The 12,594-nt window shown below is 63.2% G+C and carries 10 protein-coding genes; 3 read left to right on the top strand and 7 right to left on the bottom strand.

Annotated features, from left to right (window positions below; all coding sequences use genetic code 11):
- Nucleotides 1–21: 21 nt before the first annotated feature.
- Complete coding sequence (locus HELO_RS02505; protein ID WP_013331228.1) at nucleotides 22–2,460, top strand: esterase-like activity of phytase family protein; 2,439 nt, start codon at nucleotides 22–24, stop codon at nucleotides 2,458–2,460.
- Nucleotides 2,461–2,501: 41 nt separating this feature from the next.
- On the opposite strand, the gene HELO_RS02500 is transcribed toward HELO_RS02505, so the two are convergent.
- The 5 genes from HELO_RS02500 to HELO_RS19455 all read right to left on the bottom strand — a co-directional run bounded on the left by HELO_RS02500 (nucleotide 2,502) and on the right by HELO_RS19455 (nucleotide 8,304).
- Nucleotides 2,502–4,187 (bottom strand): TolC family outer membrane protein, encoded by a 1,686-nt coding sequence (locus HELO_RS02500; RefSeq protein ID WP_013331227.1) that lies wholly within the window; start codon nucleotides 4,185–4,187, stop codon nucleotides 2,502–2,504.
- A 3-nt stretch (nucleotides 4,188–4,190) separates the two neighbouring features.
- Complete coding sequence (locus HELO_RS02495; RefSeq protein ID WP_013331226.1) at nucleotides 4,191–5,540, bottom strand: HlyD family type I secretion periplasmic adaptor subunit; 1,350 nt, start codon at nucleotides 5,538–5,540, stop codon at nucleotides 4,191–4,193.
- Nucleotides 5,541–5,620: 80 nt separating this feature from the next.
- Nucleotides 5,621–7,375: a type I secretion system permease/ATPase gene (locus HELO_RS02490; protein ID WP_013331225.1), complete on the bottom strand. Its 1,755-nt coding sequence runs from the start codon at nucleotides 7,373–7,375 to the stop codon at nucleotides 5,621–5,623.
- A gap of 361 nt (nucleotides 7,376–7,736) precedes the next feature.
- On the bottom strand, nucleotides 7,737–8,087 hold the full coding sequence (locus tag HELO_RS02485; protein ID WP_013331224.1) for a VOC family protein: 351 nt from the start codon (nucleotides 8,085–8,087) through the stop codon (nucleotides 7,737–7,739).
- A gap of 76 nt (nucleotides 8,088–8,163) precedes the next feature.
- Nucleotides 8,164–8,304, bottom strand: a complete 141-nt coding sequence (locus tag HELO_RS19455) for a hypothetical protein (protein WP_109637299.1) — start codon at nucleotides 8,302–8,304, stop codon at nucleotides 8,164–8,166.
- A 149-nt stretch (nucleotides 8,305–8,453) separates the two neighbouring features.
- Between HELO_RS19455 and mapR the strand changes: the two genes are divergently transcribed.
- On the top strand, nucleotides 8,454–9,863 hold the full coding sequence (mapR, locus tag HELO_RS02475; RefSeq protein WP_013331223.1) for a GntR family transcriptional regulator MpaR: 1,410 nt from the start codon (nucleotides 8,454–8,456) through the stop codon (nucleotides 9,861–9,863).
- On the opposite strand, the gene HELO_RS02470 is transcribed toward mapR, so the two are convergent.
- A complete protein-coding gene (locus HELO_RS02470; RefSeq protein WP_013331222.1) occupies nucleotides 9,837–10,481 on the bottom strand; it encodes a hypothetical protein in 645 nt (214 codons plus the stop codon). The two genes, mapR and HELO_RS02470, sit on opposite strands and share 27 nt — an antisense overlap.
- A gap of 211 nt (nucleotides 10,482–10,692) precedes the next feature.
- Nucleotides 10,693–11,889 carry an MFS transporter gene (locus tag HELO_RS02465; RefSeq protein ID WP_013331221.1) on the bottom strand — a complete coding sequence of 399 codons (1,197 nt, stop codon included), beginning with the start codon at nucleotides 11,887–11,889 and terminating at the stop codon, nucleotides 10,693–10,695.
- 87 nt (nucleotides 11,890–11,976) lie between these two features.
- On the opposite strand from HELO_RS02465, the gene HELO_RS02460 reads away from it, so the two are divergent.
- Complete coding sequence (locus HELO_RS02460; protein ID WP_013331220.1) at nucleotides 11,977–12,531, top strand: TetR/AcrR family transcriptional regulator; 555 nt, start codon at nucleotides 11,977–11,979, stop codon at nucleotides 12,529–12,531.
- Nucleotides 12,532–12,594 lie beyond the last annotated feature (63 nt).

Here is a 12,594-nt window from a genome sequence, read left to right as displayed (position 1 = left end):
TTCTTCCTGTGAGGCTTTACCATGCTCGACAATGACTCCCTGACGGACACCTCACTACGCATCGCTACCTATAACGCGTCGCTCAATCGTAGCCAGCAAGGCGAACTACTCAGCGACCTCTCGACGCCTGACGACCCGCAGGCCCAGCAGATCGCGTCAGTGATCCAACAGAATCGCCCCGACATCCTGCTGCTCAACGAGTTCGATTATTCGCCGGAAGCCGCGCAGGCGTTCCTGGATAATTATCTGAACGTCAGCCAGGCGGGCGATACACCGATCGACTATCCCTATGTCTACTCAGCTCCGGTCAATACCGGGATCGCCTCCGGCATGGACCTGAACGGCGACGGACAAGTGGTCACCGAGCCGGGCACCGATGGGTACGCCGACGATGCGCTCGGCTTCGGTCAATTTCCCGGGCAATACGGGATGCTCGTGCTGTCGCGCTACCCGATCATCGAGAACGATATCCGTACCTTCCAGCAGTTCCCCTGGGCCGACATGCCGGGAGCGCGACTGCCCGACGACCCCTCGACGCCACAACCCCATGACTACTACGACGCCGAGGCGCTCGACACCCTGCCGCTGTCTTCGAAAAGCCACTGGGATCTGCCCATCGACGTCAACGGTGAAATCGTCCACCTGCTCGCGTCGCACCCGACACCGCCGACCTTCGACGGCGCTGAAGATCGTAACGGCCTGCGCAATGCCGACGAGATTCGCTTCTGGGCCGATTACATATCGCCTGAAAAAGGCGACTATATCGTCGACGATGACGGCCAGCGCGGCGGTCTCGACGGTGGCCAACGCTTCGTCATCGCCGGTGATCAGAACGTCGACCCCGTCGACGGCGATAGTCTGCCGGGTGCCGCTCAGCAACTACTCGGCAATGCTCATATTGCCGCGGGGCTGGCACCGGACAGCGACGGAGGCACCGTCGCCGCGGCCACGCAAGGCGGCGACAATGCAGGGCAACAGGGTGACCCGCGCTTCGACACCGCCGATTTCAGCGAACCCAGTCCGGGCAACCTGCGGGTGGATTACGTGTTGCCGTCGCAGTTCGGGCTGACGCGGCTCGACGGCGGCATCGTCTGGCCGACCGAAGGCACTCCCGGCAGCGACGCCACCGCTGCCTCCGATCATCGCCTGACCTACGCCGACCTCGTGATCACAGAGGACACGACGCGCGTTCAGGATGTCGAGTTCATCGGCGAAACCTCGTTCGAAAGCGGCTCGATGTTTCAGGGCACCACGCTGGGCGGGCTCTCCGGACTCACCTATGATGCCGCCAGCGATAGTTATCTGGCGATCTCCGACGATCGCAGCGATATCGATGCCGCCCGTTTCTATTCGCTGCGCATCGATATCGCCGACGGCCAGCTGGACGACGGCAGCGTACGCTTCACCGATGTCACCACACTACGCCAGGAAGACGGCACTCCCTTTGCCGAAGGCACCATCGACGCCGAGGCGATCGATTATGCCGAGGATGGCACTCTCTTCATCTCCTCGGAGGGGAATGCCAACGAGGGACTGGCGCCGTCTATCGGCCAGTTCGCGCGCGATGGACAGCAACTCGACTCATTCGAGATTCCCGACACACTCGTTCCCACGCACTCCGGCGAGAGCGGAATCCGCAACAACCTGGCGCTGGAGAGCCTCACCGTCACGCCGGATCATCAGCATCTTTTCACAGCCACCGAGAACGCTCTGGTTCAGGATGGCCCGGCCGCGGATTACGACACCGGCAGCCCGTCGCGACTGATCGAATACGATCTCGACGATGGCGACGTCAGCCATGAGTACCTCTACCCTACCGAACCGGTTGCCGAACGCGCCGCGACGGATGACGGCTTCGCCACCAACGGACTGGTGGACCTGCTCGCACTCGACGACGATCACCTGCTCGCCATGGAGCGTGCCTTCTCCGAAGGGGCCGGCAATACCATCCGGCTTTACGAGATTGATACCTCGGAGGCCACCGACATCAGTGGCATCGACGCACTGTCGGAGACCCATGAGACGGTACGCCCGGTCGACAAGACACTGGTCGCCGACCTCGGGGACTTCGGTATCGAACCGGATAACGTCGAGGGCATGACGTTGGGGCCAATGCTGGGGGATGACCGACAGAGCCTGCTGCTGGTATCCGATGACAACTTCAGCGACAGCCAGGCCACACAGTTCATCGGCCTGACATTCGATCTCTCGACGGCAGATGACGAAAAAGACGATCACCCTGGCAAAGGCGCTCATGGCGACGTCCCGCCGTTCGGCCATGCCTTCGGTCACGAGCTCAAGGATCTCTTCGACGGCGGCCCCAATCCATGGGGACCGATGCCATTCTCATCGGCAACCGACGAATCGCAGGCAGGGCCACAGCCGCCCTTCGCCAAGATGCCCCCTGCACTCGCAGGCCTGGCGGATGTGCAGCCGGAGCTGGACTCCCTGATCGGCTGATCCGCTCTCAGTCGGCCAGCCTCCCGGAGCGCCTCGCTGCTTCAGTGCAGCGAGGCCAGGCTGTCATGCGAAGCGTGTATGCCATTCTCGGGAGATTCTGCCTGCGCATGCCGCCAGGCATCGGGCATCTTATCGATCGGCCGGGGCGGCCCGATGATCTGCTGGATGGACGACATGACATCGGCCAGGTCCTCGCCCGACAAATCGCCCACGGCCGCCTGCATCTGCAACCGGTTGAGCAGAAGCCGTCGAAAGGCATCGACATACTGGATGCGCTGGTCGAACAGCTTGGCACGTGCGTCGAGTACGTCGACCAGATCCCGCAGCCCCAGTGCAGCGCCCTTGTCGGCCGCCTCGAGGTAGAGCTCGCCGGAACGAATCGACTGCGCCAACGCCGCCAACCTCCCCTGCTCGCCGATGATGCCGCGGCGGCTCTGGCGCAGTTGCTCCAGCGCCTGACGTCGAGCACCGTCGACATCCGAGCGACTGGCACGCGCCATCAGTTCCCCCTGGCGCATGTCGGCTCGCGTGTAGCCACCACGGAAGAGGTTGAGTCGCGCCTGGATCGCGGCGCTGGCCTCCTCGCTGGCGAGATAAGGATCGTTGCTGTTGCGGTCCCTCCAGGAGAGGTTAAGCGAAACTTCCGGATAATAGCCGGCTTTTCGCAGCGCAACGTCGGCCTCGGCGACCCGCACTCCCTCCCGTGCCGCCTCGACACCGGCATTGCTATCGATGCTCCCCTCCAACGTCTCGAGCGGTGCCGGCTCGGCAAACTCGACGCCGGTGAGTGTGGCCAGCGAGAAACCGTCGAAGGTCGAGCGCACACCGGTCAGGCGTTCCAGGGTAGCCAGGGCATCATCGGTCTCGTTGCGCGCCAGCACGATGTCGGCGCGAGTGCTGTCGAGGGCCGAGCGCGCTGCCAGCAGGTCGATCCGGTCCCCGATGCCCAGCTCATAGGCCTTTCGTGCCTGGGCCAGCTGCAGCTCCAGCGACGCCCGCTTACCCTCGAGCAGGCGCGCACGGCGTGACGCGAAGAAGGCGTCGAGATAGGTCTGCGACGTTTTCAGCGCCAGATCGCGCTCGGCGACAGCAAGCCGCAGCATGGCCTGGTCGCGCTGGGCTTCGGCGTGCTGCATCTGGCGTATGCGGCTCATCGAGAAGAGCGGCTGCGTCAACTCCAGCTGACGGATACTATCCGTGCTTTCTCCGGCACAGCGCCGCTCATAGGTGTCACCGCCGACCGGTTCACCGGTGTCCGGATTGGTCTCGCAGGTGGTGACGCCACCGTCGGTATAGATGTTGTCGCTGTCGGTATAGCGGTAGACATAGCTCGCATCCAGGCGCGGCAGTAACCCCGCCCGCGCCTTGGGCACGTCCTGCCCCCGAGCCTCGGCCCGCAGGCGCTGCGCCTGAAGGTCGGCATCGGCGTTCAGGGCACGCTCGAACAGCCCCGGTAACGACGGGATCGAGATGGTATCGGCCGCGGCCGAGCCAGCTCCGCCGGTCATCTGCGCATCAGCAGGCCCGGAGAGCGCCGTATTCGCCTCTTGCCAGATGGCCGCATCCCCTCCGGTGGATTGTGACGGCATATCGGCAATAGCGGCCTCGCGCGTCTCCACCCGGCCAAGAAAGGAGCTCGGCGACGCCTGGGTACCCGCCAGAGTGACATCGGCGGCGAACAGCAACACCATGGCGGCGGCAAGCGGGGATAGGGGGAATCGTCTCATCGCTCAATCCTGACGCAGCGCACGGCGCAGCATGTCGGTCACCGGTTGAAGCAGATACTCGGCCAGCGTCTTCTTGCCGGTTTCAATCATCACCTCGGCCGGCATGCCGGAGAGCAACTGCAGATCGTCGCCCAATTCTTCCCGGTCATCGGGCGAGACATCGACACGCGCCTTGTAGTAATTCACACCGGTCGATTCGTCCTCGAAGCTGTCGGCAGAGACGTGACGCACGACACCATCCATCACCGGAACGCGACGCTGATTGAAGGCACTGAAACGGATATTGGCATGTGCGCCGGGGTAGACATTGTCGACTTCCTGAGCGGGGATGCGCGCTTCGATCATGAAGCCATCGCTACTGGGGACGATGTGCATGACCGGCTTGCCAGGCTCTATCACCGCGCCGATGGTGTGTGTGGTCAAGCCCACCACCGTTCCGGCGACCGGGGCGGTGATGGTCGTGCGCCGCACCCGATCACTCAGGGCCTGCGCCTTTTCACGGGAACTTTCGAGCTGCGACTGGGCCTCGCGCAGTTGCTCGTTGACGTCCTTGTGATAGTTCTGTCGCTGCACCTGGGCACGCAACGTGTTTTCACTGATCCGGGAGCGTAACTGCGCGATTTGCGCCTTGGACTCGGCGCTGTCGGCACGATATTGCATCACCTGTCGCTCCAGCTCGCGGATACGCTGGTTGTTGCCAAGACCGGCACGAAACAGTGAGCGATAGTCGTCGGCCTCGGCATTGAGAGACGTGATGCGCTCCCTATTGATCGCCATGTTCTGCTCGAGTCCCTCGATCTGTTCGCGGAACTGTCGGCTCTGGGCCGCCAACGCACCTAACTCACCTTCCTGAGAGCTTCGCCGAGAAACGAAGAGACTCCTCTGCACCGCCAGCGTCTGCTCGCGTTCGGCGTTGCCCGAGGCCTGTTCGACCAGTGACGGGGGAAATGTCAGTGTCTCTTTACCCTGCTGCTCGGCGATCAGGCGTGCCTTCTGCGCTCCGGCCGTGAAAGCCTTGGCCTGAGCGATCTCTAGCTGAGACTGCGACTGGGTGTTGTCGAGCACTATCAACGTCTGCCCTTGCTCGACTCGATCTCCGTCGTCGACGTCAATGCGGGAGACGATACCGCCTTCGAAGTGCTGCACCGTCTTCTTGAACGACTCGACCGATACCGTGCCACTGGCGACCACCGTCACCGAGAGGCTGGCGAGCACCGCCCAGGAACCGAAACCGCCGAAAGCGATCAGTACAATGGCGATACCGATCCAGTGAGCCGCGCGACCGCTGGTCGGTAGCGAGGTGGAGGCCGGCAGTGCCGACGTGGATGAAGAGGCCGAGGCCACGACACTCATGGATTTCTCTCTCCGGGATTGCGCAAATATGAGTCAGCTTCCAGGCGTGCACGACGAACGGGGAAAACGTCGTCATCGACTCACTGGGAGACGACATGACCGTCCGTGGATGCCCGAGGCCTTCCACCGGCCGACCTGGCGGCTTGCAGGTGGCGCTTGCTGCTGTTGAGCTGGGCAATGACATCGGCCTTGGGTCCATAGAAACGTGGCTGGCCTTCCTGCAGTACCAATAGGGTGTCGACACTCTTGAGCACGCGCTCACGATGAGAAATCACGAACAGCGTCGTGCCTTGCGCCTTCAGCCGGTTGAGCGCCTCGCCGAGCGCACGTTCGCCAGCATCGTCCAGGTTCGCGTTGGGCTCATCGAGCACCACCAGTACCGGGTCACCGTAGAGTGCTCGGGCCAGGCCGAGGCGCTGGCGCTGGCCACCGGAGAGCACGCCCTCCGTAGACGAAAGCCGGGTGTCGTAGCCATCCGGCTGGCGCAGGATCATCTCGTGCACACCAGCACGACGCGCCGCCTCGACGACCCGCTCGGCATCTATTTCCCCGAAACGCGCGATGTTCTCGCTGATGGTGCCGTCGAAAAGCTCGATATCCTGTGGCAGATAGCCGACATAAGGGCCCAGCTCTTCCCGTGCCCACTGGGCGATATCCGCGCCGTCGAGACGCACGGTGCCACCCTGCGCCGGCCAGATACCGAGCAACACTCGCGCCAGCGTCGACTTGCCCGAGCCGCTGGGACCAATCACGCCGACGTGTTGGCCCTTGGCGACCCGAAAGTCGAGACCACGCAGGGTGGCAATCTTGCCCCCTGGCGGCACGGCGACGACCTGCTCGAAGCTCACCTCGCCTTTCGGTGCCGGCAACGACATGCGCTCCTCCTCTTGCGGCACCGAGCGCAGCAGCGTCTGAAGTCGACCGTAGGCCCCTCGGGCACCGACGAACTGCTTCCAGGCGCCAATCACCTGATCGATCGGTGCCAACGCCCGCCCCATCAGGATGGAGGCGGCGATCATCATGCCCGGGGTCAAGTCTCCTTCCAGCACCAGCAGCGCCCCGAGCCCCAGAATCAGCGACTGCGCCAGCAGCCGCAGCACCTTAGAGAGGTTGGCCAACGTTCCGGCCCGATCGCTGGCCCTGGATTGCTGAAGCAGAAAGCCTTGATGACGCTCCGCCCAGCGCTTTCGGATGCCCGGCATCATGCCCATGGCATGCAGCACCTCGGCATTGCGCAGATTGGCGTTCGCCAGTGACTGTGCCTGTATCTGCTCTTCACCGGCACCAGCGAGCAGTCCACGAGTGGCCCACTCGTTGGTGAGCGCCAGCAAGAAAAGGAGGATACCGGCAGCCAGCGCGAACACGCCGAACCATACATCGAACAGGAAGAGCACACCGATGTAGATCGGGGTCCAGGGCGCATCGAAGAATGCGAAGAGGCCGTTGCCGGAAAGGAATTGTCGCAGCGTAGCGAGGTCGTTTAGTGGCTGCGCACTCGCACGACCGGGCTGGCGTATGCCGTTCTGGAACATCGCCTCGAACAGACGATGATTGACCATGCTGTCGAGGCGATTACCGAGCCGCACCAGCAGCCGAGAGCGCACGATTTCCAGGCCTCCCATCACGATGAACAGGAAGACCACGATCAGAGTCAACATGAACAGTGTGTCGAGGCTGCGCGAAGTTATCACGCGATCGTAGACCTGCAGCATGTAAAGCGGCGGCACCAGCATCAGCAGATTGATGAACAGGCTGAACAGCGCTGCGGACAGAAAAAAGGGACGACATGCCTTCAGGGCCCGCTGCAGGATGGTGGGCGCTGGTCTTGTGGTCATGGGACTTCCATACAATGTACGAATCAGGCGGCACTATCCCGGCATGAATACGGCCACGCCAAAGAGCCCGCAGCCGAATCGCGTCGCGGCTCCAGGGGCATCCGCGTCGAATACAGCGTTCTACGCTGCGCGATAGCGGACGCGCCTGACTGTAGCGGTAAAAGAAGTCATTTAGGTTGCAGGCGCAATACCATCACGGCGAAGTGCCGCAAACCGGCCTTGTGTCCCTGGCGTATCAAAGCGGTCCGCATCAGGGGCGGTACCTGTCCCACAGCCTTTCCGCTCCAGCCGATGCTGGTGGGAACCGTCGTGGAGGAAAACCGATGCGCGGGACTATGTGCTGCCCGGCAGCCGGCCCTCCTCACTCGTGCTGCAGGATATTGACGAGCTTGCCGAACGGGTCGCGGACGTAAAAGCGCCGCACGCCCCAGGGTTCGCTGACGGGGCCGTATTCGATGGGCACGCTCGCTTCCTCGAAACGCATCAGCGCTGTCTCGATATCATCGACTTCGATGGAGAGGTCAGGCACCTCGGTGCCCGAGCCGCCCTCGGCGCCGAAGCTCACCTGGACCCGCATCCGTTCGTCCGAGCCGTAGGTGCGAAACCAGCCATGATCCATGAGCCGCTCCAGGCCCAGAATACCGCCGTAGAAGGCCTCCGCCTTGTCGAGGTCTTCCGTTGCCGTGTTGGCCATGATGCGTTTGACCTTCATGCCTAACCTCATGCGTTGCTCTGCCATTGCGTTCGATGGAGACGCCGAGCTGCTACCAGTAGCGGTCACTGTACGGCTATGCCGTGTGCCCTCTGACGCTCCCTTTGTGGGCAGAAACATAGCCGGCCAGGGGACGTACTTCCAGGCTCGGCGCCCACTCTTCGGCAGCCTGCAACAGCGTCTTGCCGGGCGAACTTCCCTGGTAGTCTGGCGCGATGTAGCTGCTTAAGAAGTCTCCAAAACTGTTCCACGCCCCTTTTTAGCAGGCCAGTAATGGCCGGTGATCGAGCGGATGTTCCTGGTCCAAGGGTTTCACTGCCGTGTTGGCCATGGTGAAATTGCCTCTCTGAAGCAGCCGGGCCACCGATGAAACGCTACGAACGCTTCGCCGACGAGATCGCCGAGTTGATTCGCAACGGGGTGCTGGCACCGGGCGGGCGGATTCCGTCGGTGCGTCAGGCGAGCCGCCAGTACGGCATCAGCCCCTCCACCGTCTTTCAGGCTTATTACCTGCTGGAAGACCGCGGACTGATCGTGGCCAGATCCCGTTCCGGCTATTACGTTCGCGAACAGGCGCAGCGCGTGCTGCACGAGCCGAGGATGACACCGAGTCGCCAGGAAGCCTCCGACGTCTCGGTCAGCGAGCTGGCATTCTCGGTGCTCGACTCGCTCCAGGACACCGCGACCGTGCCGTTCGGCTCGGCCTTCCCCAGTCCGGATCTCTTCCCGCTCGCGCGCCTGGCCCGCAGCATGGCCAAGGGGCTGCGCGGGATGTCCGGCGACGACGTTCTCAAAGACATGACAGCGGGCGATGCCGACCTGCGCCGCCAGATCGTGCTGCGCTATACGCTGAAGGGCATGCCGCTGCCGCCCGACGAACTGGTGATCACCAGCGGCGCCATGGAGGCGCTGAACCTAGGGCTGCAATGCGTCACCTCGCCCGGGGATCTGGTCGCCATCGAGTCCCCCGCCTTCTATGCCAGCCTGCAGATCCTGGAACGCCTGAAGCTCCGGGCGGTGGAAATTCCCGTGCATCCCCGCGAGGGCATCGATCTTGCGGTGCTGGCGGACAGCCTGGCTCGGCTGCCCATCAAGGCCTGCTGGTTCATGAGTCATCTGCAGAACCCGCTGGGGGCCAGTCTCGACCAGGAGAAAAAGCGCGAGCTCTACACCTTGATCAAGCGTCACCAGGTGCCGCTGATCGAGGATGACGCCTACGCGGAACTGCACTTCAGCACCTCGCCGCCCAAGCCGGTGAAGCAGTTCGACGACGAAGGCCTGGTCATTCACTGCGGTTCGTTCTCGAAGAGTCTGGCACCGGGCTATCGGGTCGGCTGGGTGGCGGGCGGCCGCTTTGCGGAGCGCATCTCGCGCCTCAAGTTGATGACGACCATCTCGCCCTCGGTGCCGGCCCAGGCGGCCATTGCCGATTACCTCCAGCACGGTGGCTATGACCGCCACCTCCGCCAATTGCGTCATGCCCTGGAGACCCAGCAGGGGCAGATGCTGGCCGCAGCCTCGCGATGCTTCCCGGACGAGACCCGGGCCACTCGCCCGGCCGGCGGCTACTTCCTGTGGTTCGAGTTCCCCGAGCGAGTGGATTCGCTACGCCTGTTCCGCATGGCGCTGGAACAGGGCATCAGCGTGGCGCCGGGTCCGATCTTCTCCGCCACCCGAGGCTTTCGCCACTGCCTGCGCCTGAGCTACGGCCATCCCTGGACGCCGCGTAGCGAAGCGGCGATGAAGACGCTAGGTGAGTTGGTCGACGCTTTCTGAGCCGTTCAAACTCCGGTTCAGTCGACCGATCTGCTGGATGTCGTGAAGGTAGAAATCGAGCTTCGAGGCTCCATAGGCCAGCAGTGCCGAGGCATAGACCAGCACCGTCAGCACGAGCAGGCTGTTGGCCCAGGCAAGCGCCGGCACGGCCACCGGATACGCCAGCGTAATGATGCTCATCCCGCCCCAGAACAGCGCCAGCAGGCTGCAGACCATGATGAACACCAGCACCGGCCCACGCCGATAGCGAACCGGCGGACGCGTCTTCCAGAATGGCAGGTGGGCGATGGTCAGTTCGCCATTCGTCTCGACTCTTCCTCTACGACGCAACAGCGGCTCCGCGAAGGCCTTCTGACTGCCGGACGCGACTGCCGCCAGCACCAGTCGTGCATCGACGCCATCACCAAAAATACGCTGCACCGACTGCACGAATCCCGATGACGGCTCTCCGTCGACACATCCTTCTGCCTCGTCGGCCAGCGTCTTCAGGGCCTGGTTCACCTGCTCCGGCCGTTCCTCCTCGTCCTCGAAGTTGATCGCGTAGTGCACGCTGTACACCTGATAAAGCGCGAACGTCACACCCACGAAGATCAGGAAAAACGCAACGTATATCATCATGATAACCACTCACCACCCTGAATATCGGCCCATCATTACGGGCGCATTCACCCGCCCCTCCCATCGGCCCGCCGCCTCGCTCGAGACGGCACCGCAAGCGTGCCTGCCAGGCGGCCAAGATGACAGAAAAGCCAGAACCATAACAGGATCAGAAAATGGCGAAAAAACCGTATCAGTCACTACGGAGCGGGTGTTACATGATCGGCCTGTATCAGGCTGTCGCTTGCCTCTGACTCAGCATTCCCACCAGCGCCATCAGCGACAGCGCGATGACGTAAGCGCCGTAACCGTAGACGGTCGGCTCCAGCCCGAAATGTTGAGTGGCATTGCCGGCCACCATTGCGGGCAGGCTGGCGGAGAGGTAGCTGACCACGTAGAGCACGGCCATCAGGGAGGCGCGTCCACCGTCAGGCGCCAGCGGCATGATGGCGCGCATGGCCCCCATGAAGCCGCCACCGAAGCCTGGACCAGCAATGGCGAAGCCTATCAGCAGGGTCAGGATGCTATGGGTCGCTACACCCAGCAGCACGATGCTTACCCCGAGCGGCAACAGGATGCTGGATAACAGCAGGATGCGGCGCGTCTTCTGACGACGCAGATTCCAGACGCCGACGGCCCCCATCATCGAAAGCAGGCTGACCATGGCACCGCCGATCATGGAAGTCTCGATGCCGGAGACCTGCCTGGCCAATACCGGCCCCAGCGAAAGGCTGAACCCGCCGAGCGACCAGGAGGCGATGCAGGCGGGAATCACGCGTAGAAAGGTGGGCCGTACCGGCGCCGGGATACGCGCGGTCGGCCGCAGTGAGGCCAGAGCCCCGGAGCGTGGCGAGACACTTTCCCGGGTTCCCCGCAGGCCGATCAGTTGCCAGATGAAGATCGCCGTCATCAGGATGAAGCCCAGGCGCATGGGATATGGTGCCAGGTCCACCAGCACGCCCGAGCACAGCGCGCCGAGCCCCATGCCGACGAGAGGCGCGACACTCGCCAGGACGGGGCCGCGTCGATGATCGGTATCGATGATGGCGGCACCCAGCGCGCTGGTGGCGATCCCCGTGGCCAAACCCTGAAGCGCGCGAGCCACCAGCAGGATGGTGAGATCGTGAGCCACCAGAAAGCAGAGCATGGAGGCAATCTCGATCACCAGCCCGATGAGAATCACCGGCCGCCGGCCCATATATTCGGAGAGCTTGCCGGTCGTCAGCAGGGCCAGCAGCAAGGTGAACATGTAGAGCGCGAATGCCAGGGTCAGCATGGGCGTGGAGAAATGCCAACTGGACTGGTAGAGCGGATACAGCGGCGTGGGCACGCCGGAAGCCGCCAGGAAGGCGACCAGCACCAGCGTGTAGAAGAGCAGTTGGCGCGACGGGCCGGCGTTCTCCACCGTCGCCTCGAGTGGCATGGCCATGGACGTTCCTTAAAGCAAAGAATTTGCGATATGCTGGAGACTAGGACCTAAAGATCCTTAAAGCAAATATTTTGCGTTAGAGGAATTATGGGCGAAAAATCAGCGGTCAGGCCGGGCGGGCGCAGCGCCCGGGTGCAACGAGCCGTACACGAAGCGGTGCAGGCACTTGACGAGGAAGTGCCACGGGACAAGCTCACCGTCCCGCAGGTAGCCGAACGAGCGGGCGTGACGCCTTCCACTATCTATCGTCGCTGGGGCAACCTGAAGGAGTTGCTGGCCGACGTGGCCGCCGAGCGGCTCCAGCCCGATGCCCCTGTCGCGGATACCGGCTCGCTGGAGAGCGATCTGATGGCCTGGGCCGGGGTATACATGGAAGAAATGCGCTCCACTCCTGGTCAACAGATGCTGGCAGATACCCTGGGCAGCGCCAGCACGGAACAACGCCAGCGTTGCCTGCAGGCCCAGCAGGACCAGCTGCGACTGATCCTGTCCCGCGCCGAGGCCCGGGGCGAGACGCCCCTGCCCACGGTCGAAGCCTTGCTGGATGGCATCATGGCACCGCTGACCTACCGCCTCTCCTACGCACCGCAGACGCTATCCAAGGCATGTCTGGAGCGATGGGTCGCCGCCACCCTACGCTGAGCACAGGCATCGTTGCATCGCCACGACCTGAGCGGTCGAAGAAAGCGCACCTAGCCGTAAAAA

The organism is Halomonas elongata DSM 2581, from assembly GCF_000196875.2.
In the GTDB taxonomy this organism is placed as follows: Bacteria; Pseudomonadota; Gammaproteobacteria; order Pseudomonadales; family Halomonadaceae; genus Halomonas; species Halomonas elongata.
Note: the sequence above shows the minus strand (reverse complement) of the source record. Positions and strands in the feature narration are given on the sequence as shown.

Excerpts from the sequence above, each read along its gene's own strand:
- HELO_RS02505 (WP_013331228.1), top strand. The coding sequence starts at position 22 with ATGCTCGACAATGACTCCCTGACGGACACCTCACTACGCATCGCTACC.
- HELO_RS02460 (WP_013331220.1), top strand. The coding sequence starts at position 11,977 with ATGGGCGAAAAATCAGCGGTCAGGCCGGGCGGGCGCAGCGCCCGGGTG.
- HELO_RS02470 (WP_013331222.1), bottom strand. The coding sequence starts at position 10,481 with ATGATGATATACGTTGCGTTTTTCCTGATCTTCGTGGGTGTGACGTTC.
- HELO_RS02490 (WP_013331225.1), bottom strand. The coding sequence starts at position 7,375 with ATGACCACAAGACCAGCGCCCACCATCCTGCAGCGGGCCCTGAAGGCA.
- mapR (WP_013331223.1), top strand. The coding sequence starts at position 8,454 with ATGAAACGCTACGAACGCTTCGCCGACGAGATCGCCGAGTTGATTCGC.
- HELO_RS02495 (WP_013331226.1), bottom strand. The coding sequence starts at position 5,540 with ATGAGTGTCGTGGCCTCGGCCTCTTCATCCACGTCGGCACTGCCGGCC.
- HELO_RS02500 (WP_013331227.1), bottom strand. The coding sequence starts at position 4,187 with ATGAGACGATTCCCCCTATCCCCGCTTGCCGCCGCCATGGTGTTGCTG.
- HELO_RS02485 (WP_013331224.1), bottom strand. The coding sequence starts at position 8,087 with ATGAAGGTCAAACGCATCATGGCCAACACGGCAACGGAAGACCTCGAC.
- HELO_RS02465 (WP_013331221.1), bottom strand. The coding sequence starts at position 11,889 with ATGGCCATGCCACTCGAGGCGACGGTGGAGAACGCCGGCCCGTCGCGC.